General features: G+C 27.3%; 18 protein-coding genes and 1 tRNA gene. 9 read left to right on the top strand and 10 right to left on the bottom strand.

Annotated features, from left to right (window positions below; translation table 11 throughout):
* Positions 1–27: 27 nt before the first annotated feature.
* Positions 28–645 carry a response regulator transcription factor gene (locus IPM32_01110; GenBank protein MBK8943843.1) on the bottom strand — a complete coding sequence of 206 codons (618 nt, stop codon included), beginning with the start codon at positions 643–645 and terminating at the stop codon, positions 28–30.
* Complete coding sequence (locus IPM32_01105) at positions 646–4,158, bottom strand: PAS domain S-box protein (GenBank protein MBK8943842.1); 3,513 nt, start codon at positions 4,156–4,158, stop codon at positions 646–648. It abuts the gene before it with no gap.
* Between the two features lie 328 nt (positions 4,159–4,486).
* Between IPM32_01105 and IPM32_01100 the strand changes: the two genes are divergently transcribed.
* Together IPM32_01100 and IPM32_01095 are read left to right on the top strand one after the other, a co-directional pair.
* Complete coding sequence (locus tag IPM32_01100; GenBank protein ID MBK8943841.1) at positions 4,487–5,554, top strand: efflux RND transporter periplasmic adaptor subunit; 1,068 nt, start codon at positions 4,487–4,489, stop codon at positions 5,552–5,554.
* Between the two features lie 19 nt (positions 5,555–5,573).
* The gene (locus IPM32_01095) at positions 5,574–8,657 is read left to right on the top strand and encodes an efflux RND transporter permease subunit (GenBank protein ID MBK8943840.1); all 3,084 of its coding nucleotides are present in this window, start codon (positions 5,574–5,576) and stop codon (positions 8,655–8,657) included.
* Positions 8,658–8,730: 73 nt separating this feature from the next.
* Here the strand turns inward: IPM32_01095 and IPM32_01090 are convergent.
* Positions 8,731–8,803: transfer RNA gene (locus IPM32_01090), tRNA-Thr, on the bottom strand.
* An 83-nt stretch (positions 8,804–8,886) separates the two neighbouring features.
* Between IPM32_01090 and IPM32_01085 the strand changes: the two genes are divergently transcribed.
* Positions 8,887–9,633 (top strand): RNA methyltransferase, encoded by a 747-nt coding sequence (locus IPM32_01085; GenBank protein MBK8943839.1) that lies wholly within the window; start codon positions 8,887–8,889, stop codon positions 9,631–9,633.
* Here the strand turns inward: IPM32_01085 and IPM32_01080 are convergent.
* The 3 genes from IPM32_01080 to IPM32_01070 are packed head-to-tail and all read right to left on the bottom strand — an operon-like array spanning position 9,625 to position 14,961.
* Positions 9,625–10,089 carry a DinB family protein gene (locus tag IPM32_01080; protein MBK8943838.1) on the bottom strand — a complete coding sequence of 155 codons (465 nt, stop codon included), beginning with the start codon at positions 10,087–10,089 and terminating at the stop codon, positions 9,625–9,627. The genes IPM32_01085 and IPM32_01080 overlap by 9 nt on opposite strands.
* Before the next feature lie 5 nt (positions 10,090–10,094).
* Positions 10,095–12,890: a T9SS type A sorting domain-containing protein gene (locus IPM32_01075; GenBank protein MBK8943837.1), complete on the bottom strand. Its 2,796-nt coding sequence runs from the start codon at positions 12,888–12,890 to the stop codon at positions 10,095–10,097.
* 34 nt (positions 12,891–12,924) lie between these two features.
* Complete coding sequence (locus IPM32_01070) at positions 12,925–14,961, bottom strand: hypothetical protein (GenBank protein MBK8943836.1); 2,037 nt, start codon at positions 14,959–14,961, stop codon at positions 12,925–12,927.
* Positions 14,962–15,206: 245 nt separating this feature from the next.
* Here IPM32_01070 and IPM32_01065 point away from each other — a divergent pair, with 245 nt between their 5' ends.
* Positions 15,207–15,938, top strand: a complete 732-nt coding sequence (locus IPM32_01065) for an HU family DNA-binding protein (GenBank protein ID MBK8943835.1) — start codon at positions 15,207–15,209, stop codon at positions 15,936–15,938.
* 69 nt (positions 15,939–16,007) lie between these two features.
* On the opposite strand, the gene IPM32_01060 is transcribed toward IPM32_01065, so the two are convergent.
* On the bottom strand, positions 16,008–16,508 hold the full coding sequence (locus tag IPM32_01060) for a hypothetical protein (protein MBK8943834.1): 501 nt from the start codon (positions 16,506–16,508) through the stop codon (positions 16,008–16,010).
* Positions 16,509–16,605: 97 nt separating this feature from the next.
* Between IPM32_01060 and ypdA the strand changes: the two genes are divergently transcribed.
* A complete protein-coding gene (gene ypdA / locus IPM32_01055; GenBank protein ID MBK8943833.1) occupies positions 16,606–17,574 on the top strand; it encodes a YpdA family putative bacillithiol disulfide reductase in 969 nt (322 codons plus the stop codon).
* Here the strand turns inward: ypdA and IPM32_01050 are convergent.
* A complete protein-coding gene (locus tag IPM32_01050; protein MBK8943832.1) occupies positions 17,567–19,024 on the bottom strand; it encodes a PQQ-dependent sugar dehydrogenase in 1,458 nt (485 codons plus the stop codon). The two genes, ypdA and IPM32_01050, sit on opposite strands and share 8 nt — an antisense overlap.
* A 104-nt stretch (positions 19,025–19,128) precedes the next feature.
* On the opposite strand from IPM32_01050, the gene IPM32_01045 reads away from it, so the two are divergent.
* Both IPM32_01045 and IPM32_01040 read left to right on the top strand, forming a co-directional pair.
* Positions 19,129–19,716, top strand: coding sequence for a redoxin domain-containing protein (locus IPM32_01045; protein ID MBK8943831.1), 588 nt, complete (start codon positions 19,129–19,131; stop codon positions 19,714–19,716).
* Complete coding sequence (locus IPM32_01040; GenBank protein ID MBK8943830.1) at positions 19,713–20,210, top strand: TlpA family protein disulfide reductase; 498 nt, start codon at positions 19,713–19,715, stop codon at positions 20,208–20,210. Before IPM32_01045 ends, IPM32_01040 begins: the two co-directional genes overlap by 4 nt.
* Positions 20,211–20,225: 15 nt before the next feature.
* On the opposite strand, the gene IPM32_01035 is transcribed toward IPM32_01040, so the two are convergent.
* Positions 20,226–20,702 (bottom strand): EVE domain-containing protein, encoded by a 477-nt coding sequence (locus IPM32_01035; protein ID MBK8943829.1) that lies wholly within the window; start codon positions 20,700–20,702, stop codon positions 20,226–20,228.
* Positions 20,702–21,544: a S9 family peptidase gene (locus IPM32_01030; protein MBK8943828.1), complete on the bottom strand. Its 843-nt coding sequence runs from the start codon at positions 21,542–21,544 to the stop codon at positions 20,702–20,704. Before IPM32_01030 ends, IPM32_01035 begins: the two co-directional genes overlap by 1 nt.
* Before the next feature lie 76 nt (positions 21,545–21,620).
* On the opposite strand from IPM32_01030, the gene IPM32_01025 reads away from it, so the two are divergent.
* Positions 21,621–22,175: a DUF192 domain-containing protein gene (locus IPM32_01025; GenBank protein MBK8943827.1), complete on the top strand. Its 555-nt coding sequence runs from the start codon at positions 21,621–21,623 to the stop codon at positions 22,173–22,175.
* Between the two features lie 14 nt (positions 22,176–22,189).
* Entirely contained in the window at positions 22,190–25,333 is a 3,144-nt protein-coding gene (locus IPM32_01020; GenBank protein MBK8943826.1) for a PD-(D/E)XK nuclease family protein, read from the top strand.
* The last annotated feature ends 68 nt before the right edge of the window (positions 25,334–25,401 follow it).

The raw sequence follows: 25,401 nt of genomic DNA, 5'->3' as shown, positions 1-25,401 counted from the left end.
AATTCTTAAATTTTTGTAAGGTTTATCTTACAAGTTTTTGAAGTTAAGAAAATGCATTAATTGTACAAAATTTTGGAGGTTTAATTTCTCTAAGATTCTTGATCGGTAAGTACTTATAGTTTTGGGACTGATTGATAATTTTTCGCTAATTTCTTTAGATGAAATTCCTTCTGCACTCATCATCATTATTTGATATTCTCTTTTAGATAATCTTTCCGAAATTGGTTTATCAAAATCTTGATAATCCATTATTTTTGTGGCTAAAGTTGTGCTTAAATATTTTTTACCAGTTAAAATTTGTTCAACTGCTTTTTTTAGTTCAACAGATGCAGCATTTTTATTAATATATCCGTATGCACCAAATTTATATGCTTTGATAGCATATTGTTCTTCGGGATAAATGCTTAAAATTAATACTTTTATTTCCGGATCTTTATTTATAAGTATTTTTAAAGTATCTAAACCATTTAATACCGGCATTGATAAATCCAATATTAGTAATTGATATTTACCGATCTCAAACTTTTCTAATACTTCTCTACCGTTTTCAGCTTCTTCAACTTCTTTAATACTTTGCAATGATGAAACAATTTGAAGAAGTCCTTTTCTAACTATTGCATGATCATCTGCAATTAAAACTTTCATTTAATTCTCAATAATTGGGATTAATATTTTTACAGTTGTTCCACCTTTTTTATTTCGAGTAAAATTAATTTTACCATCTACTGAAAGAATTCTTTCTTTCATTCCAAGCAGACCAAGTGATTTATTATCATTAATTTTACTTTGTTCAATTCCAATTCCATCATCTATAATTTCTAACATAAGATTTTTAGTTTTTTCTTTTAAACTAATTTTTAAATTTTTGGCTTTTGAGTGACGAATAATATTTGACATTGATTCTTGAAAAACTCTGAAAACCGCAATTCTTTTTTCTTCTGATAATTCAATTTCATTATCAGGTAAATTTAAATTTATAGATAAATTTGTTTTTCTTCCTATTTCATTTGCTTGCCATTCAATTGCATTAACTAATCCCAAATCATCTAAAATTCCGGGGCGCAATTCCGAACTTATTTTTTGCACAGTTAAAATAGAATTATCAATTAATTTAAGAAGAGGATTAAATCTTTCTTTTATATTTTCCAAGTTATCCGGAATTAAATTTTTTATCCATGAAACATCCATATTTATTGCTGTTAATATTTGACTTAGATTATCATGAATTTCGCGCGAAATATTTTTCCTTTCTTCTTCTCTAATATTTATAATGTGCTGTGATAAGTTTCTTAAAGTTTCATTTGTTTCCTTAAGCTTCTGTTCAAATAATTCTTTATCAGTAATATCTGAAGCATAAACTGCAAATCTGTTAACACGTTTTTTTTCATCAAGAATTGGAATAATTGTGTTCTCCCAAATTCTTTTGTTAGATTTATCTTTATAAGTAAACTTTGCTTTTGTTTGTAGTACTTTTTTAAAAACATCTAATCTTATGTCTCTAACTTCATTATCAAATTTTTTTAGAATTTCTGATCCAATTAAATTATTTCGATCAAGCCCAAGCCACTTCTCTAATCTTTCATTTGATTCAAGAAGTTTACCTTTATTATTAACAAGTACAATAATATCAGGAGAAGCGTCTAACACAGCTCTTAAGTTATCTTCACTTTCTTTTAATTGTTCCAAAGCTTTCATTTCGGTGCTTGCATCATTAAATATTGCAACAATTTGATCGTTTGGTAATTTGAAAATGTAATGATCAATCCATCTCTCAATCTTTCCATTACAGTAGACTTTATACGGAAAATGTTGAGACAATCCCGATTTATATACTTCTTGACAAATTTTAAACAATCCAGAAGTTTTAGCTTCCGGAAATATGGTGCTCATTTTTTTGTTAACGATTATTTTTTTATCAACTTTACTTAATTTTTCACCGGCTTTATTTATATCGTCAAGAATAAAATTTTTACCATTTTCAATTGCTTCATAAATTGCAACACCATTACGCATATTATCAAAAAGATGTTTAAACTTTTCTTTGTTTTCTAAAATTAATTTCTCTGCATTTTTATTTTCAGTTATGTCATGAAGTGTAACAAAAACTTGAAACGGCTTTTCTTCAAATTTTTTAAACTGCGGAATTGCATTTATAAGTAACCATTTTTTTTGTTTTGTAATAAGATTTTCCAAACTAACTTCTGTATTAATTACACTTTTACCCGTTTTTAGCGCAACCATTGAGGGATGTTTTTCGGGTGAGAGTAATTTTAGATTTTTATCAGTTACAATCCATCGTTCATCAAATGAATTTGAACCGATAAAACTTTTTTTGCTGATTCCAAAAATTTTAAGTGCAGATTTATTAATATCAGTTAAAGTTCCATTTGCGGATTGGTAAAAAACTCCTTCACTCATATTTTCAAAAAGTGATCTAAATTTTTCTTCACTTTCAATTAATTTGCTCTCAAATTCTTTTTCTTTTGTTACGTCTCTCGCACTTCCTACAGTTCCAATAATTTCACCTTTCTCGTTGTAAAGAGGTGATTTATATACATCAAGAAAAAGAAATTTTCCTTTTACATTTCCAAATTCGTCAAATCTACCTGGTTTTTTAGTTTTAAGTACAATTGAATCTGAGTCCATGCAAAGTTCGCCGAACGTATGCCAATATTTATTATGTGGATGACTTTCGCGCTCGCGGTTTGCAAAAAACATATCATTTTTACCGATTGGTTCTTTCGTATTTTTTGCACTTAGTAGATTTTTACAAATAGCCTGATTGGCAAAGATATATTTACCATTTAAATCTTTTGCCCAAATCATATCAGCAATATTATCTGCCATGCTTACAAGTAATCTTGAAAGCTCAACATATTTATACTGACTTTCCTTTAATGCAAATTCTGCTTTTTTTCTATCATTAATATTTCTTGAAATACCAATAAACCCAATAACTTTTTTTTCATCATTTCTTAAAACCGATACTTTTGTTTCAACCCAGATATTGTTTTTATTTTTCCTAATGAATTCAATTTCCCAGCTTGGAAAATCTATACCCGCCTTTTTAAAAATCATAATCTTATTTTTGATTTGCTGGTAATCATTTGGATAAACAAAATTTTTAATATGACGTCCAATAATTTCTTCCGGCATTTGCTCGGTTACGTATTTAAAAGACGGACTTACATAAGTGAAATATCCTTTCAAGTCAATTGTCCAAATAACATCTTGCATATTTTCTGCTAAAAGTCTGAATTTCTTTTCACTCTCTTTAATATTTTCATGAGCAGATTTTAACTCGGTTATATCTTCAATTGAAAATATAATTCCACTTTCCGGATTATTTTTATCAATTAACGTTGAAGTAAGTTGAACGTCTATAATTTTTTTATCTTTTCCGATAATTTTTGTTTCAAAGGATTTACTTTGTTTAATTTCAAGAGATGAAAATTTTAAATTCTTATCAATTTCATTCTTAGATAAAAAGAATTTATTTATTTGTTTTCCAATAATTTCTGGTTCCGTAAATCCGGTAATTTTACAAAATCTTTCATTTGTCTTTGTAATTATTTTATTTACAGCAACTCCAATACCCACGGGTGCAAAATTGAAAATACTATTAATATACTTTTCATTTTTCTCAAGAAGTGCTTCAATTTTTTTTCGTTGAGTTATATCAATTCCGTATGCAAGAACTGCATCGTTTCCAAAATAATTGAATTTATGGAGGGTAACAATTTTGGGGAAAATTTCTCCGTTTTTTCTTAATCCCCAAAAATCAAATTGCTGAGGTTCTCCGTTTAATGCCCTTTCCATATAATATGAAACTAACTTCATATTATTTTTTTTTGGTGCGGAAATAAATTCCGGAGTCTTCCCCTTAAAATAATTTCTATCATAACCATACATTTTTTCTGCAGCATTATTTACATCAATAAACTTCATAGATTTATCTAAAATATATAGTGCATGCATTGAATTGTTGAAAATGTCAAAATTATTTTCTTGATCTAATATTTCAATTTTTTTATCAGAAAAATTTTTCTGCTGAATTTTGTTTTTTTGATTGTCAAATTTGGTGAGCTTACTTTCTAAATTTTTAATTCGCGCAATAAGTTCTTTTTTTGATAATGAATTAAGTTTTTCTTTTAACATAAATTCAATTTTATTTGTGATTTACAGAAATGTAGTAAAAAAATATAAAGAAATATTTTAAGAAACTATTTTATTTATTTTTTTGAATTTTCAGAAAAATTAAAATTTATTATTTCTAATAAAAAATTAATTATTGAAAGATATTGAATTAAATTAATGTGAATACTTTTTTATTAGAATTACTTTTGCACAAAATTATTGATGTTCCTTTACAAAACATTCTAAATATTTATAAATAATATTGCTATTTAAAATAGCGACTAAAAAACAAATTAGTTAATTATATTTCATATTGTAATATTGATTTTTTTTTGATAAGTAGGTTATGATGAAGAACAAAAAACAGTTGATAATTTTTATAATTGTAGTAATTATTTTATTACTTATTTTTTTTCCAAAATTGAATTTGAATGAAAATGATGAAATGAATAAAAATGATGGCGGAAAAAAAAATGAAAGTATTGTTGCTGATATCAAAATTATAAAACCGGAATCTCTTCAAAATAAAATATTCACAAACGGAACGTTAATTGGGAATGAGGAAGTTTTACTAAGAAGCGAATCATCCGGAAAAGTAACAGCTATACTTTTTGATGAAGGTAAAAAAGTTAAAAAAGGTGAATTGCTTTTAAAAATAAATGATGAAGAACTTCAAGCAACGTTAAAGAAAAACTCATTAAAAGTTGATTTTGCAAAAGACAAAGAGTTTAGAGCCAGACAATTACTTGAAAAACAACTTACAAGTCAGCAAGAATATGATATTGTTTTAAATGAACTTAATTCGCTAAAAGCTGATGTTGAATTTACAATTGCCCAAATTGCAAAAACTGAAATCCGTGCTCCATTTGATGGAATAATTGGTTTGCGTTCGGTAAGTATTGGCAGTTATATTACACCGCAAATTCAAGTTGCAACAATTCAAAGTATAAATCCTATTAAAATAGATTTTGCAGTTCCGCAAAAATATTATAGCGAAATAAAAGAAGGGAAAATTATTGAATTTGCAATTCCTAGTGTTAATAAAAACTTCATTGGAAAAATTTATGCCGTTGAACCAAAAATTGATCAGACAACAAGAACAATTTTAGTGCGAGCAATCGCTGATAATAATAATGGAATACTGTTACCCGGCGCTTATGTTGAAATAAATATTATTTTGGAAAATATGTTGAATGCAATATTAATTCCTACAGATGCATTGATTCCGGATATGGAAGGCGAAAAAGTATTTCTATTTAAAAATGGGAAAGCGATTCCTCAAAAAGTTACCACCGGAATTAGAACCGAATCAAAAATTCAAATTACAGAAGGATTAGAAATGGGTGATTCTGTAATTGTTTCCGGAATAATTCAACTGAGACCTAATATGCAAATAAAAATTAAATTAACTAAATAATTCTCTAAAGAAATTTTAAATGAGTTTATCATCTATAAGTATACGCCGACCCGTTTTGGCAATTGTAATGTCAATTGCAATTGTTTTATTTGGAGTTATTGGATATACATATTTAGGAATTAGAGAATATCCAAGTATTGATCCACCAATAATTAGTGTTGGTGTAAGTTATGTAGGAGCAAATGCAGATGTAATTGAATCTCAAATTACAGAACCACTCGAAGAACAAATAAATGGAATTGCTGGAATAAGAACTTTAACTTCTGTTAGTCGTGATGGACGAAGCGATATAACGGTTGAGTTTGATGTAAATGTTGATTTGGAAACTGCTGCAAACGATGTAAGAGATAGAGTATCGCGTGCGCAAAGAAATCTACCTGCAGATGTTGATCCGCCAATTGTATCAAAAGCCGATGCTGATGCTGTTCCAATAGTTTTCCTAAATGTAAAAAGTGATAACCGTACTTTATTGGAATTATCAGATATTGCATTAAATACTTTTAAAGAAAGATTACAAACAATTTCCGGCGTAAGCCAAATAATGATTTGGGGAGAGAAACGCTACTCAATGCGTTTATGGATGGATCCAACAAAACTTGCCGCTTATAATATTACACCGCTTGATATTCGGAGTGCGTTAAATAGAGAGAATATTGAATTACCTTCCGGAAGTATTGAAGGCAAAAATATTGAATTAACTGTTAGAACATTAGGCAGATTAGTAAATGTTGATGATTTCAACAATCTTACAATCAAAGAAGATAAGGGTGCAATTGTTAGATTTAAAGATATTGGCTTTGCGGAATTATATCCGGAAAATGATAAATCAATTTTACGCCGAGATGGAATTCCGATGGTTGGAGTTGTACTTGTTCCACAACCCGGTGCAAATTACATTGATATTACCGATGAATTTTACAAAAGAATTGAACAAATTAAAAAAGATTTACCGGCAGATATTGAATTGGGAATTGGTTTTGATGTTACAAAATACATTAGGAATTCTATTGCAGAAGTTCAAGAAACAATTCTGATAGCATTTCTATTGGTTATACTTATCATATTTTTATTCTTAAGAGATTGGCGAACTACATTAATTCCAATTATTGCGATTCCAGTTTCGCTCATTGGCTCATTTTTCATTATGTACATTGCTGATTTTTCTATAAATGTGTTAACACTTTTAGGAATTGTTTTGGCAATTGGAATTGTTGTTGACGATGCAATTATTGTGCTGGAAAATATTTACAAAAAAGTTGAGGACGGATTAAATCCAATAGATGCCGGTATTAAAGGTACTTCCGAAATATTTTTTGCAGTTATTTCTACAACAATTTCTCTTGTTGCCGTATTTCTACCTATTATGTTTTTGAAGGGAATTACCGGAAGACTATTTATTGAGTTTGGAGTAGTTATTGCCGGAGCTGTAATTATTTCATCATTTGTTGCACTTACATTAACCCCAATGTTAAGTTCAAGAATTTTAAAACATAAAGATCACCAAAATTGGTTTTACAAAATAACTGAACCATTTTTCAACTCTTTTGAATCAGCATATAAAAATTCTCTCGATTCATTTATGGAAAAAAGATGGCTCGCAATTATTATAATGATTGTAGCATTTGGAATTATTTATTTTATTGGTACAAATTTACAATCTGAACTGGCTCCTATTGAAGACAGAGGTGAAATTAGAGTAGAAAGTAAAATGCCGGAAGGTACATCTTTTGAATTAATGGATTTTAATATAATGCAGATTGTTAATGTTTTACAAGATTCAATAGAAGAATCTTCAGCTATGATTTCTTTAACTGGAGGAGGAAGAGGAACAAATTCCGGTTTTGTTCGACTAATCTTAAAAGATCCAGAAGAAAGAAATAAAACACAGCAGCAAGTTGCAGATGAAATTACAGAAATTATGAAAGATTTAAATGATGCTAAATCATTTGTAATTCAAAGTCAATCAATATCTACAAGGCGTGGCGGACTTCCAGTTCAATACGTTGTTCAAGCTCCTAATTTCGAAAAACTACAAGAAGTTGTTCCAAAATTTTTAGATGCAGCACAAGATGATCCAACATTTGCAAATGTTGATATAAATTTAAAATTTAGTAAACCGGAAATTATAATTGAAATAAATAGAACAAAAGCCCGCCAATTAGGAATTTCTGCATTTGATATTGCCCAAACATTACAATTAGCATATAGCGGCCAGCGTTTCGGGTTTTTTGTAATGAATGGAAAACAATATCAAGTAATTGGTCAAGTTTTGAAAGAAGACAGAACAAAACCACTTGATCTTACTTCATTATATGTTAGGAATAATCGAGGAGAATTAATTCAACTTGATAATCTTATAACAATGAAAGAAAAAAGTAGTCCGCCGCAATTATTTAGATTTAATAGATATGTAAGTGCAACAGTTTCTGCAAGTTTGGCGCCGGGCAAAACAATTCAAGATGGAATTTCAGCGATGGATAAAATTGCAGATAAAGTACTCGATGACAGATTTTCCACCGCTTTAGAAGGTGCATCAAAAGATTTTGTGGAAAGTTCGTCAAGTTTATTCTTCACATTTTTGCTTGCGCTTGTTTTAATCTATTTAACACTTGCCGCACAATTTGAAAGTTTCAGAGATCCATTTATTATAATGTTTACAGTGCCTCTTGCAATTGCAGGATCAGTTTTTTCATTATGGTATTTCAATCAAACACTAAATATTTTTAGTCAAATTGGACAAATAATGTTAATTGGTTTGGTAACAAAAAACGGAATTTTAATTGTTGAATTTGCAAATCAGAAAAAAGCTCAAGGATTAAAAATATTAGATGCGGTAAAGGAATCCGCAAGTTTGAGATTACGACCAATTTTAATGACTAGTTTTTCAACAATTTTGGGAACATTACCTATTGCCTTAGCTCTTGGAGCTGGTTCGGAAGCTAGGGTATCAATGGGTATTGCTGTAATTGGCGGATTGATTTTTTCAACCGGTTTAACATTATATATCGTACCGGCAATTTATTCATTTTTATCTGATAAAAAGAAAGAAGTAAGTAACGTTACAATTGAAGAAAATGAATTATTAAAAAGTGAAAATATTTAGTTTTTACGAAGTAGTGTTAAATTTAAAGATATTTAAAATGAAAAAGTTCGAATAATATATTCGAACTTTTTTGAGCTGGTGATGGGACTCGAACCCGCAACCTGCTGATTACAAGTCAGCTGCTCTGCCAATTGAGCTACACCAGCATTTTAAGACACTAAATCTAATACTTTTTAGAATTCTATGCAATATCTTAACATACATTTTTAGTAAATAACTGACAAAAAAATTGATATCAAAAACTGAACTAAAATATTTAAGTAAACTCTCGCAAAAAAAATACAGAATTTTAGAAAAGAAATTCCTTGTAGAAGGAAAGAGATTTGTTGAAGAAGGCTTAAAAAGTAGATTTGTATGTTCCAAAATTTTTGTAACTGAACATTTTAAAGATAATTCCATCGATACAATTAATTTAATAAATTCGAAAAAAATAGAATATGATATAATTAATAAAATTGAAATCGAAAAATTAACATTTACAGAAAACCCCCAAGGAATAATTGCAGTTTTCGAAATTCCAGATAAAAAGAAAATTGAAATTGATGGTAAAATAATTTGTCTTGATAATATTTCTGATCCCGGAAATGTTGGAACAATTTTGAGAACATGCGTTTGGTTTGGAATCAAAAATGTGTTTATTAGTGAGAACAGTGTAGAACTATTTAATCCCAAAGTTCTACGTGCAAGTATGGGAGCAATTTTTAGTTTAAATATTTTTGATGAAGTTGATCTTGTTGAAATAATTAAAAAATATAAAAAGCTGAATTATAAAAGTTACATCGCAGATTTAAATGGTGTTGATTTTAAGAAAATAAAATTTGACGGGAAATCAATTATTATTTTTTCAAATGAAGCTTTTGGACCTACAAAGGAATTATTAAATATTTGTGACACAAAAATTACTATTCCCAAAAAAGGAAATATTGATTCACTTAATGTTTCAGTTGCCGCAGCAGTTATACTTTCTTCAATTTAATTTTTCTCTTTCGAAAATTATATAATCAATTTTCGCCGGTTCAATATTTTTTAATTTTAATTGAGTATTAATTTGCGCACGATGATACGTTGAATGATTTATAACGTGAGTGAAAATATCATGATAAGAATGTGAAAATTGTTGTCCAATAGAATTTTTATAATTACAAATTTTTTGGAAATTTTGATCACTAATTTTAGCAATAAATTTTTGCCATTCTTTTGAACTTTTATTCGAAAGAATTTGCAATTCTTGAATTGTAAATATTTCCCAAATATCAATTATATAGTTTTGAGTTTCTTTTAATCTTTCAAGCCAAGTATCTTGAGCAGAAATTATATGACTCATCAATTTTATTGAATCAGCTTTTTCATCATCAATTAAAAATAACTTCTTAACAATACAAGAATTTGCCCAACTATTAAATTCAAATAAATTTTGAAAATATTTTTTCATTTAAGTTATTTTAGTAAAACCATTTTTTTAGTTTCGGATTTTGAACCGTAAGTAATTTTGTAAAAATATATTCCGCTAGCTAAATTACGTCCATCAAAATGAACTTCATATGAATCCGGTTTTTGTTTTTCATTAACTAATGTTTCAACTTCCTTTCCTAAAGCATCATAAATTTTTAGCTGAACATAAGTTTCTTCATTAGGAATTGTATAATTAATATCTGTACCGCTATTAAATGGATTTGGAAAATTTTGCAAAAGTTTAAATGTATCCGGAATATCTATATCAGTACTGTCATCATCATTTTCCGGGTTATGTATTTTTTTTGAAGTATATATTTTAAATTCTCCTGGTTGAAGAGAAATTAAAGATTGTGACAAAGTTACATTTAAGCTGTCACCGCTAAAATAATCATACCACTTACCTGTATTTGGGAAATTAGGATTAGCTGAATTTACCACAACATCAAAATTCCCTAAAATTACTGCATTCATTGTTTCATGCAGAAGTTCAATTTTTTTAATAGATGAATTTGTTGAAAGTGTAAAATTATTTGTTGAAAATGTTGGATAATTTTGTTTAAGAAAATTTAATGATGAAAAAGTTTTATATAAATTTTTTCTTTCTTGAACTTCTAAATAGTCCCATTTTATTGGTTTGTTTCCAACTCGACCGTTATAATCAATTGAATAATCATAACCCAATTCACCAAATTGCCAAATCATTTTTGGTCCGGGAACTAATATAAAAAAAGCTGCTGCAGTTTTAATTCTATTTAAAGCAGTGTTCAAGTTTTTTACACTATAATCACCAAGAACATTTCCAAAGGTTAAATTTTTATACATTAATCTTTCTTCATCATGACTTTCCATATAACCAACTAAATTTGGTTTTGTAAATCCATGATTTTTATATGATATTCTTCCAAAATTTGATTTATCACTTTCATTATAACCCATTGCAGCTTCGCTATAATTATAATTTACATTTCCCCAAACCATCATTCCGTAATCCGTTAAAATATTTTCTTCAGAATCCGGTGCAAAATGTTCCAAAATAATATATGCAGTAGAATCAAATTCCCAAATTTTATCTGCTATTCTTTTTAAAATATTTATTCGAGATTGATCGAATGAACTGCCATCGCCAACCCTGTTTGTAAATCCCTTTGTAAAATCAAATCTAAATCCATCGAATTTAAATTCATTCAACCAGTATTTTGTAACTCTATCAACTAAATTTTGTGTTTCAATTTTCTCATGATTAAGATCGTATCCCCAAGAAAAAACCGGATTTGGACTTGCAATATTAAACCAAGGATTTTCTGAAGTTACCGGACCATAATCTCCGGACGAATATAATCTAACAAACGATGACCTTCCGTACATATGATTTAAAACGATATCCATAATTACTGCAATATTTCTTTTATGACATTCATCAATAAATTTTTTTAAATCATTTTTAGTTCCGTAATATTTATCGGGAGCAAAATAAAATGATGGATTATAACCCCAACTTTCGTTTCCTTCAAATTCATTTATCGGCATTAACTCAATAGAATTTACTCCTAATTTTTGTAGATAGTCCAAAGTGTCAATCAAAGTTTGATAATGATGAGTTGAGACAAAATCTCTGATCAACAGTTCATAAATAATTAAATTTGATTGATTTGGTTTTATGTAATTATCTGCTTCCCATTGAAATGGCGTTTGACCAGTTTGTAATACTGAAACCGAAAAACTTGTTTCGTCATTTGGATATTCTATAAGATTGGGATAAGTGTCTTCCGAAATAAAACTATCTTCTTCCTCCAAAATTTTATCTGAATACGGATCGGCGATTCTAAGTTTTCCATCAATTAAATATTGAAATCTATATTCTTTATTTTTAACTAAATTATTTAATGTTAGCCAAAATATTGTACTATCCGGAGTTAAATTAAAATAATATTTAGAATCGAAATCCCAGCTTTCAGAATCACTAGGATCAAATTCCCAATTATTAAAATCACCAATTGCATAAACAAATTTTTTATTTGGGGCAAAAATTGCTAGTGTAACTGAATTATCATCAATATAATTTAATCCGGTTGTTAATCCGCTTGGCAGTTCCTCAATATTTACATTTTCTCGAATAATAAAATGAAGCGAATCAACATAAGTTTCATCATTACTTTTTGCAAGAAATTTAATTTTTTGTCTACCGGAACCTTCAGCAATTATTGAATAACGAAGAGTATCTTCAATTGATTGTGCAATGATATTATTATTCAAAAGTAATTTTAAGCTGTCAGCTTCACTTGCAACAATTACAAAATCTATTTTTTCTCCAGCTAACGGATAAATTGGTAAAGAAAGAGGTTCAAGAATTTTAATATTTAAACCGTCTTCGAATAAAGGAACAAATAAATCTTCAGTTTGCTTAGAACCATCTGCACTTCGTAAAACAAAATTTAAAGAAGTAATATGTTCATTTGAATTTGTAAGATTGTAAAAAGCTCTAGGATTATTAATTGTAATTTGATAAACATCTGTGGAAATTCTTTCTAAAGTTGGTTGAGAATTATTGTCTCCCCAAGTACCGATAACATGCTGCCAATTTCCCAAACTAGTATTTACACCAGTGTGTGTATAGAGAATTCCACCATAACCAGCTAAATCTTTTCTTGACATTTCTTGAATAAAAAATGTTATTTCAATTTCATCTGTTTCGGTTGGGAATTCCGGATTTGTGCTAATTGCTTGTGAATAAATAAAATTGAATGCAGTTAATATTAATAAAAGAATAAAATTTTTCATTTTTTTTTCCATGCAAAATTTATTGATAAATTTACTATTCAATAAAATCCCAAGAAATACCAATTTTTATTCCGCCATCTGGCATTGGGTAAAAGGGAATTGAATAATAATTATTTCCCAAAATATTTTCATATGCAAAATAAAAAGTTGCTCGATCTTGAATTCTACCGGCTAAAGTAAAATCAATTCTGAAAGGCGTATTTGATACTTTATAATTTTTAAATTGAGTTAAAATACTATTGTTGAGATAATATGAAGTCGATCTCATAATTTGAAAATCAAAAAGTTGATATTCGTTATTATCACTTAAGAAAAGGTTGAAACCCATTTTTAAATCAAGATTATCATTATATAATTTATCTCTGTAATAAACTCCGGAGAACAGATTAAACTTGTTGGGTTTTGTTATATAGTTTGATTTATTAGATAAAAGAAAATTGGAATTTATAAAAAATTCAAAACTCCACAATTTAACTGTTGAGAAAAAATTTATCCCTTCAGTTTTAACTTCTTCAGTAAATGGGAAAATAATTTTTGTTGAATTTAGATTTAGATCATTATTGTTGAATACTGGAACCGGTGTATTATCTGATGATATGTTAAAGTAAGAAATTGATGTAATGAAATTATCAAATGAAATTTCAGAAGATAAAAAATAATTTGTGACATAATTTTTTTCTTGTTCTGATTTTGGCAATGAGAATAACTCTGAAATTAAATAAGGCTGATTGAATTTAGAAAAACCCAACATAAATTTTAAATTTTTGTTAATACTTAATTTAACATCAGACCCAAATCCGTTTGTAAGTTGATTTTCATAACTGCCAGATTTAAAAAATAAAGATGGAATAATTGTACTATCAAAAATCTTATAATCAATTAACGCAGAATAAGAATAGCTATTTTTATTTTCATATATATTATAGTATTCTATAGAGTAATTGGTAAAATTATAATCGAAATTAAATTTTAATGAAAGATTATTAATAGAATGCAAATGGTGAAAAGCAATATTATATGTTGAGAACTTATTTAAGCTCGAAATTTGAATGCTATCGGGATAAGTAATATCAATATTCTGTCGCAATCTCTCATAAGAATAATTATATTCTAAATTCAATTTTGAAGAACTGTTTGGTAAAATAATTCCATAAAAATCTGATGAAACTTTGTTTATCGTTGTCTCTTTATATCTATTCACAAAATTTACCGGTGCAATTGTATTAAATATTTCATCTTCCAAAATTACATTGTTAGCAAAAAGTGTTTCCACATCAACGCCACCGTTTAACTGCAAATTTGATTTTAGATGATAATAATTCAATTTCAGAAATAAACTATCTGCAATTCTGTAAATACTTTTTAAATCTGATTTCCAAACACCGTATTCGGAGTTATCATTGAAGCCGGTATATGCAGAGTTAGATAATCTAAATGATAAATGTAAATCTTTATAAATGAGTGCGCCAAACATTGCATCAATAGATGCATCATCATCTGGTGCTTGATAATATCTAATACGAGAAACCGGTTTTTCAGTAATACTATCTTGTGCAGAGATTCTAATTACAGCTGGTGAATTATAATTGTTATAAAGAAAGCTTCGTGAGAGTGGAATGATTTCAATATCATTTACATTTTCTGAAGAAATTAAATTTAAATCACTACTTCCATTCCAACTATTTGAAAGTGAAAAATTATTTTGAACAAATGAAATATTTTTATTCTCAAGAAAAAATAAATTTGGAACATTTGGCGAACCCGCTATTCCAAAATATTTTTGAAAAGTAAAAGGAAGAAAATTCAAAAAGTCACTTGCAGTTCTATAATTTTCAAAATCAATTTCTTGTTTACTTTTTACATAGGATGAAATAATGTTTTCTTGACTATCAAAAGAATTTCTTAGAAAAAATTTATTCACAATTTTAGAATGGCTTAAAGAATCGACATGGGCAGCACTATCCCCAATATTTATAGGTGTAAGAGCGCTATCAGCTTTTATAATTTGCGCGTTAATATTTATTACAAACAATAAAATAAAATTAAAAATAAATATTATTTGATTTTTCATAACGACATAATTTAAAATTCACTTGCATGAAATTTAGTCAAAATTATTTTGTCATTTTCACTTTTACAACCATCATCATAAAGAAAAAAGTAACATTTAAAAAAAATATTTATGAAACGGTGAAAGATAAAGCTCAGTAAGGGTGAAATAAGTTTTAAAATTTTAATAAAAATATTTTTTTTTATTAAATAAAATAATTATTTTTTCGGTGCATTCATTAACTAACAATCTATAAAGGAAAAAAAATGGCAAAAGCAAAACCTGCAGTAAAGAAACCAGCTGCAAAAAAAGCTGCTCCAAAAAAAGCTGCTGCTAAAAAAGCAGCACCCAAAAAAGCTGCTCCAAAAAAAGCTGCTGCTAAGAAAGCTGCCGCTAAAAAAGTTGCAACAAAAAAAGTTGCTGCAAAGAAACCAGCTGCTAAGAAAGCTGCTCCAAAAAAAGCTGCTGCTAAAAAACCAGCTGCAAAAAAAGCTGCTGCTAAAAAAGCCGCAACAAAAAAAGTTGCAGTAAAGAAACCAGCTGCTAAGAAAGCTGCTCCAAAAAAAGCTGCTGCTAAAAAAGCCGCTCCAAAGAAAGCTGCACCAAAGAAAGCTGCTGCTAAAAAACCAGCTGCAAAAAAATTAGCAGCTAAAAAAGCCGCTGAAAAAAAAGTTGCTGCTCCAAAACCAGCTGTTAAAAAACCTGTTCCTCCCAAAGGACCTTATACAAAAGGTGATATTGTTGATCATTTAGCTTTTAAATTGGAAGTAACTAAAAAAACAGCTAATGCTTTTGTTGACGAATTAGCAGGTCTTATTGCTGCAAATGCAAAGAAAACTTTCACATTACCAGGTGTTGGAAAATTCTCAACTGGTAAAACTAAAAAAAGAAATGGCAGAAATCCTTCAACTGGTCAAGCTATTGTTATTCCAGCTAAGAATAAAGTTAAATTCAAAGTTGGTAAAGCTTTGCAAGATGCAGTATTTCCAACAAAATAACTTATTTGATGTACGATGTTTAAAAGTCCGGTTTATGCCGGACTTTTTATTTTAAATTGTTGGTAAAAATTATTTTTTTGATTTAGCAGTAGTTATCGAATTACTTTTAATATCATCCAATAGCTTTAAGTAAAGTTCCTTCTTAATATTTGTTAAAATAATTTTTAGTAGATCATTATAATTTTTTATGTGCGGACTTACACCAATTTTGTTATCCTTTGACGTTATATATAGTGGCTTATAATTTCTTCCCGAAAATATTCCACCGCTTATATTTGTAATATCAGAATGGTTAATAATTATTTTTCTATCATTAATTACAAAATCCGAACAAATCATCTCTTCATTATTTATTTCTATCTTAAAGGGAAATGTTTTATAGATTTTGTAATAGAATCTATTAAAAACATAAAGCAATATAATTTTTATAAGTAATGGAAAAATCAATTTCCAATCGGATGAAATTGAAATTACCGAAATAAGTATATAAAAAAGTAGAATTAAATTAATTGGTATAACTGCATATCTGTAAAATATTCTTGAAAAAAATGTGTACTTAAAAGTTATCATCTATTCACTTCACATATAAATTTGAGTTGTTTTTATTTTTATATTTGATTGTAAAAATATTAAAAGAAATTTCAAAGTAATAAAATAATTTAAAATTATGAGTTCAATTTATGATGTAATAATTGTCGGTGCTGGTCCAATAGGATTAGCATGTGCAATTGAATCAGTAAAAAATAACTTATCGCATTTAATTTTGGAAAAGGGAAGTTTAACAAACTCAATTTTTCACTATCCGACAAATATGGTTTTCTTTTCAACTTCTGAAAGATTAGAGATTGGAGATGTTCCATTTATTTCTCATGGAGTAAAGCCAACAAGAACGGAAGCTTTGGAATATTATAGAAGAGTTAAAGATAAATGGAATTTAAAGGTTAATACTTATGAAAAAGTTGAGAATATATTTTCTATTGAAAAATTATTTAAAGTAGAAACTAATAAGAACAATTTCTTTGCAAAAAAAATTATTGTTTCAACCGGATTTTATGATTTTCCAAATTTGATGAATATTCCCGGTGAGGAACTTGATAAAGTAAAACATTATTATCATGAACCACATCCATTTGCATACGAAAAAATAATTGTTGTGGGAGGAGGAAATTCTGCCGTTGATGTTGCACTTGAAACATTTAGACGAGGTGCAGAAGTTACCATGGTGATTAGAGGAAATAGTTTAGAAGATAATGTTAAGTATTGGGTAAAACCGGATATTGAAAACAGAATTAAGGAAAATGAAATAAAAGTTTTTTACAATTCTGAATTAAAAGAAATAAGGGAGAAAGAAGTTGATATTATTTCTCCCACTGAAATTTTAACAATCCCAAATGATTTTGTACTAGCAATGACCGGCTATAAACCGGATTTTAATTTTCTTCAAAAAATAGGAATTAAAATTTCCGATAAAAATAAAATTCCATTTTATAAAGAAGAAACTTTCGAAACCAATATTTCGGGTTTGTATTTAGCCGGTGTTGTTTGCGGCGGATTAAATACAAGCAAATGGTTTATTGAAAATTCAAGAATTCATGCACCAATAATATTTAAACATCTTCTTGCAAATATTAATTAAGTAAAATCATTTTTTTTGTTTGTGAAAAATTTCCGGATGTTAATTTATAATAATAAACTCCGGAACTTAAATCTTCTGCAACAAAATTTGTTTCATAATTCCCCGGAGATTTTAATTCATTAACTAATCTCTGAACTTCCCTTCCAAGTAAATCATAAATATTTAAATTAACCAATTGTGGATTTGCTGAGAAATTATTTGGAATTGAATAACTTATTGTTGTATTTGGATTAAAAGGATTTGGATAATTCTGATAAAGTTCAAATCGATTGGGAAGTTCTAAATCAATAGAATTTAAATTTTCACCAACAAACTTATATAAACTTCCGGAAGAATAATCTGCAAAATATAAATTATTATTTTGATCAATTCCGAATGTTGAAATTTGTCCATTAAATTTTGCAAGAAAATTATTTCTATTATTTACCAAATCAAAAGTCCAAATATTTCCTGTAACAAAATCTGCATAAACATATTTATCATTTAATTCCGGCAAATCATTTTTTTCGTACACAAAACCACCGGTTACAGAATAACCTCCAGACTCAACATGTCCATATTCATGTATTGGTAATTTTAATCCGGTTCTATCGCAATCTTCACTTGGGTTATAACAATGAAATCCTTCCATAATTCTCCATCCATAATTACCTCCTTTCTCAATTAAATTAATTTCTTCCCAAGCATTTTGTCCAACATCAGCAGCCCAAAAATTATTTTTGCTATCAAAACTGAAACGCCAAACATTTCTTAATCCGTAAGCAAAAATTTCTTTTAAAAATCCTTCAGAATTTTCTGCAAATGGATTATCTATGGGAATTCCATATAGTTTACCATTTTCATTTTTATCAACATCAATTCTTAAAATTTTCCCTAAATAATCTTTTAGATTTTGCGCTCTGTTTCCCGGATCACCTCCGGAACCACCATCTCCGAAACTTATATATAAATATCCATCGAGACCAAATGCAATTTGTCCTCCATTATGATTAGAAAAAGGTTGTTCAACTTCAAGCAGAATTTCTTCACTATTAGGGTTAGCTTTATTTATATCTGAAGAAATATTGAAGCTGGAAACAATTGTTCTTCTTGGGTTGCTTGTAGTGTAATTAACGAAAAATTTTCCATTACTTTTATAATTTGGATGAAATGCCAAACCTAATAAACCTTGCTCACCTCCAAATAAAACTTTTTCCTCAAGATCTAAAAATAAATTTGCTGACTGAACATTTTGATTATTTTCAAAAGATAAAATTTTTCCTTTTTGAGATACAACAAAAATTCTATCTGTATTATCATCCGGTGATTGAATATCAACTGGATTTTCAAAAGTTAAATTGGGAAATGCCTTTGAAATATTGGGTTGCGCTAATGTTGTTTCATTTTTACAAGATATTGAAACAAGAGAAACAATTATAGAAATCAAAAATATATATGAAAAATATTTCATTTTGAAGCCCTTTCGATTACTCATTTTGGTATTTATTAAATTAACAATTATGTGTAAATTTTTTCATCAACAACTAAAATCAATTAACAAGAAAGGAAGCAACTATGAAGAAAACGGTAATTATATTTTTATCGCTTTTTCTTTTTATATCAATTCAATTATTTTCGATAAAAATATCAGAAGTTAAATCCAAAGAGAATTATAATTTTTCACTTTATGATTATAATAAAAAACTTCACAATTTAACAGACTATAAAAATTCCAAAGCTATTGTTTTAATGTTCATTTCAACCGGTTGTCCGGTTTCAAATGATTATAATAAAAGAATGGAAGAAATTTATAATACGTATAAAAATAAAAATGTTGTTTTTCTTGGTATAAATTCTAACAAAAATGAATCAATTGAAGAAATTAAAGAGCATGCAAAAGAAAATAATTTAACATTCACAATTTTAAAAGATGAAAATAATGTTGTTGCTGATTTATTTGAAGCAAGTTTAACCCCGGAAATTTATGTTTTAGATAGTAGTCTTAGCAAAGTTTATCATGGAAGAATTGACGATTCTAAAAATGAGAAAAATGTTGAATCTAAAGATTTACAAAATTCAATTGATGAAATACTAGCAAATAAAGAAGTTAGTGTAAAAAATACAAAAGCATTTGGTTGTTCAATTAAACGAGTTGAAAAGTGAAAATTAAATTTGTAATAATATTTCTAATTCTATTTTTTGAAATTGCTCAATCGAATTCAACTATATCAAAAAAAATTGAATTAATTGATAAATCAAAACTCACTCAAATTATAAAAACTCGCAATGGCAGAATTTTACTTTTAAATATTTGGGCAACTTGGTGTATTCCTTGCAGAGAAGAATTTCCGGATTTGGTTAAACTTAATTCAATTTATAAAAACACGATTGAAATTATTGGAATAAGTGTTGATGATATTGATGATTCGGAAAAAAAAGTTTTACCGTTTCTAAACAATAATAATGTTGATTTTAAAAATTTCATAAGTTCGTTCAAGAAAGAAGAAGATTTAATTAATATTTTAAATATAGAATGGAATGGTGCGTTACCGGCAACTTTTATTTTTGATGTAAATGGAAAACAAATAAAAATGCTTAATGGAAAACAATCTTATTTAGATATTAAAAATTTATTAGATGACATTTTGAAAAAGTAAATTTAGGGATTTCAACTAAATTGAAATCCCGCTTAATTTAATAATTTCATCAAATTCTTTTTTCACAACCGGCATAACCGAAAGACGATTTCCTCTTTGAACCAATCGCATATTAGAAAGTTTTTCATTTTTTTTAATTTCTTCAAGTGAAATCCCCTTCTTAAATTTTTTCAATAATTTAATATCAACCATTATCCAAGTTGGATTTTCTCTTTTGCTTTTCGGATCGTAATGAATATCATTCGGATCAAAAGCTGTAAAATCGGGATAACCTTCCTTAACAATTTCGCAAACGCCAATAATTTCATTTGGTTCAGAATTGCTATGATAAAAAAGAACTTGATCGCCAATTTTCATTTCATCACGAAGAAAATTTCTTGCTTGATAATTTCTAACTCCATCCCAATAGGTTGTTTTGTTTTTGCATTTTTCTAAATCATCTATTGAAAAGACGGAAGCTTCAGATTTTATAAGCCAATATTTTTTTGACATTATTTTTCCTCATTTATTAAATATTTTTTAAACCAATTTTTTCTAAACTTATCTACTTCTTGTTTATGAGATTTTAAAAAATGATCACCATTTTCTAATAGAATTAATCTGTGTTCAATATTTAATTTAATCATTTCGTTTGATAAATCAATTGAATGATGAACGGGAACTCTTTCATCCTTTAATCCGTGAATTAACAATGTTGGAGTTGATTTAGAAAAGTTTTCCATTTTATTTAAAATTGTTCTAGATTCACAAAATTCATCATCAATTAGATTTTGGTGAGATTCAATTATTTTTTTCATAAATCTGCTTTCCCTAATACTGCATTCAACATTCGAGATTCCGGCGACTGAAATTGCTGCTTTAAAATTATAATTTTTGGTTAAAGTTAAATATGTCATCATTCCACCGCGACTCCATCCTTCAATTCCCCAAATATTTTTATCGGCAAATTCAAATTCATTTGCTATCGGAATTAAATTTAGTACATCATTTAAATCATTTCCACCAAATTCATCAATACCTTCACCACCATCATTTCCTCTATATTGACTTTCAAAAACAAAATAGCCCCAACTTGCAATTTGTCCAAGAATTCCTTTTGCATAAAAATCATCTAATTTGCTGGTATTCCCAAATCCACCTCTGCACCAAATTATACATGGCAATTTTTCATTTATTATTTTTGGATAAGCAACATAACCTTTCACTTTTAATCCATCCGAATCATAAGTGATTTTTTCCAAAATAGTTTCATTAATTGCTGAATTTCCCCAACCGGTTTTTAAAATTCTTGATTGTGCTTCCGTTAATTCAATAATTTTTCGTTCAAGTATCATTTTTATAATAATCTTTAAAACATTTTAGATAAATTTTAAACACCAAAAATAATCTTAAAATTAAATTTATCTAAAGATGAACAAACAGAAAAAAAATAATTTAGTAAATAAAAAAAGTAGAATATTTCAAATAATTGTAATTATTGTAATTATTGCTTTTGCAATTTTGCTTTTAGCAGATTTATTTAAGCCAAAGAATGAATTGAAAAATAGTAAACAAATATTAAGTGGAGATACCTATAAATTTAAAAAAGATGGCGAATTAACTTTTCAGAAAAATGATGGAAAGTTTATTTCGACAATTGATGTTGAATTTTCAGATAATGATGATGAACGCGCAACCGGTTTAATGTTTAGAAATGAAATGTTGGAAAATCAAGGTATGCTTTTCATTTTTCCTTATGAAGAACAGCAATCATTCTATATGAAAAATACAATTCTTTCTTTGGATATAATTTATGTAAACAAAAATTTGGAAATAGTTACAATATTTAAAAATACAACTCCATTCTCGTTGGATTCACTTCCTTCGGATGCGCCCGCTCAATATGTAATTGAAGTTAATGCTGGTTATACTAATAAATATAATATTGAAATCGGTGATAAAGTTTTGTTTAGAAAATTAAATTAGAAAAATTCATTTTAATGATACTTTCAAGAAATAAAAATTTTTCTTCAACAATTCAAAAACTACTTAATTCAGAAATATCTCAAGATAGCATTGAAAATATTTTAATAATAATTCCTACAAATCGAAGACTTCGAGAATTGAAAAAAAACATAATTGGTAAATTTTCAAATTCTCCAATAACAAAAATAAATATAGAAACTTTTACAACTCTTAACACAAAACTACTAAAACATTTAAAGCCATTTGTTTTATTAAGTGAAGCCGCATCAACGGTTTTAATTAAAGAAACTTGTGATGAATTAAAATTAAAATACTTTGCTGCATATTCAAACGGAATTCCATTCGGAACTTTAGATAAAATTAAAAATGTAATTTCGGAATATAAACGAAATGGAATTTCAGAAAACAAATTACTGGAAGAATCTCAAAAATTAGATGGAAGTGAAAAATTAAAAGCTGAAGATATTGCGGAAATATTTACATCATATGCGCAAAAATGTAAAAAATTATCTGCTTATGAAATTGGCGATATTTATAATGATATAATTTCTGTATCCAATAATGATTTTAAAAATTCATTCACGAGATTATTTCCAAATGTAAATGCAATTATTATTGATGGATTTGATGAATTTACAAATCCGGAAATTGAAATAATCATCAAATTAGCAAATGTTGTAAATAATAATTTATCGATTAGTTTTGATTACGATGAACAAAATGAAAATTTGTTTAGCCATTTATCAAAAATATATTTGAGGTTTATCCAGCTTGGATTTAACCAAGTTGAAAAAAATTCTGAGAATGAAAATAATACGTTCAGAGAAAGTTTAAAACAAAATTTATTTAATAAAGTTGATGTAAGATTATCAGTTTATAAAGATAAAGTTGTAAAGATAAATTCCAAAAATAGAAATGATGAAATTGAAACTATTGCAAAAATCACTAAAGAATTAATTTTAGAAAAAAATATTCAGCCGGAAAATATTTGTGTAGTATTTAATATTGTTGGAACTTATTCAAGTAAAGTAAGAGATATTTTTCATAAGTATGGAATTCCATTAAATCTTACGGATAGAATTTCTTTAAAATCATCTTCGCCCGTAATTGCCGCAATAAGTCTGCTGGAATTGCTTGAAAGCGATTTTAATTATGATGATATTTTTAGAGTATTAACAAATGGATTTATTAAAATTGAAAATGTTGATTTTAACAATTTGATTTCTGTTGCAAATGAATTAAAAATTATCGGTGGAAAAAATAATTGGGAACAAATTATTTCAGATGCAAAAAATCTATTAAAATTTAATGAAAGATTATTGAATCAAGATCAGAACTCTATTATTCAAAATTATAACAAAGCTTTAACTGATATAAAAAAAATAGATGCAATTTTATATTCGTTAAGGAAGAAAAATACAATTGACGAATTTTTACAAAATTTCAACAAGGTTTTATTACACTTAAAATTGCCATGTACAGTTCTTGAAGATTCAAACGGAAAAGAAGAAGAACACATAAAAGCCTTAACTGTATTGGTTAAAACATTAAGTGAAGTTTTATTTTTAGTAAAGAAAGAAGAAGAAATTGAAAAAAAATATTCATTAAGTTTTTACCTTGAGCAAATTAGAACAATTTGCAATTGGGCAAGATTTAATGTAAAGGAAAAATCAGACTATGGAGTTTTGGTTACTTCTTTAAATGAAATTAGAGGATTGGATTTTGATTATTTATTTTTAGGCGGAATGTGTGATGGTGATTTCCCCACAAAATATTCTCCGGAAATATTTTTTTCCGGTTCTTTCCGAAAGCAAGAAATTATTCATCAAATTGAAGAAAAGTTTCATTTTTATCAAACTTTATGTTCGTGGAATAAAAAACTGTTTTTATCAATTCCGCAAAGTGATAAAGATTCCGAACTTGTTCAATCAACATTTATTGACGATTTTGAAAATGTTTTTGAAGTTACAGAATATAATTCTTCCGAAGAAAAAAAAATATATTCAACCGAAGAATTACTTATTGAATTTGGTAACAATATTGAAAATAAAAATTTGTTATGTGAAATTAACAAAGCTGGAATTGACTCTGAGCAAATTATTAAAAAAAATAAAATCAGAAATTTAAGGTCAGAAAACTATCTTGAAGAAAATATTTATAATGGATTTGTAAATTCCAATCAAGAAAACTTTAAAGAATATTTAAATGAAATTTCTAAACGTGAATTTTCAATTTCACAATTAGAAACTTTTGCAAAGTGTCCGTTTAAATATTTTTCTGAACGAATTTTAAAAATTAAACCAATAGAAGAACCAACTGAAGAATTTGAACCAATGGAATTAGGAAATGTTCTTCACTCAATTTTGTATGAATTTTACAAAAAAGTTAATGATGAAAAACTTCCGTTGAATATTGAAGGAACTGAAGATTTTGCAAAATTGAAAAAAATTATATTTAAAATTGCTGAAGAAAAAATTTCCGCATTAAATTTAAATTCGCCAATTGCATTTTTCGAAAAAGAAAAAATTCTTGGAATTGAGGGAAATAAAGAATTATCAATTCTATATAAATTTCTGCAAGAAGAAACAGAAAATCAGACAAATTTTCTTCCAAAATATTTTGAAAATAGTTTCGGAAATATTTCAAACAGAAAAAATGATTTTAATAAAAATTTAGTAATCGGTGAAGTAAATTTGCGCGGAACTATTGATAGAATTGATCTTGACGAAATAAATCTGCAATACAATATTGTTGATTATAAACTAAAAGGTAAGAAACCAAGTGTGCAAGAATTGTTTGATGGTTTATCGCTTCAGCTTCCGGTTTATTTAATTGCCGGAAAACAAATTTTGAAAGAAGTCGAAAATAAAGATTTTGACCCAAATGATATGATAATTTATTCGCTAAATTTTAGAGATGAAAAATTTGGTAAAATGCCAATCAATCTAAAAGTTAGAGGGAAAATAAATTCAGACGAAAAAAAAATATTAACCGATGAATTGTTAAATTCAACAAGTGGAAAAATTATTCAATATCACAACAAAATTAAAAACGGAAATTTTCATCTCTCAACTTTGGAAAATAGAGAAGAAAAAGTTTGTAATTATTGCGATTTTAATTCTTTTTGCAGAGTAAAAGAGGTCTTTGAGTCTGCATAATCTAAATTCATTTTCTTGTTTACGAAGCTAAATTTTATTAATTTTATGCATGCCATTGCGAAAGCGAT

The sequence above is a fragment of the Ignavibacteriota bacterium genome (genome assembly GCA_016716225.1).
GTDB lineage: Bacteria > Bacteroidota > Ignavibacteria > Ignavibacteriales > Melioribacteraceae.
This window is presented reverse-complemented; position numbering and strand designations above follow the sequence as displayed.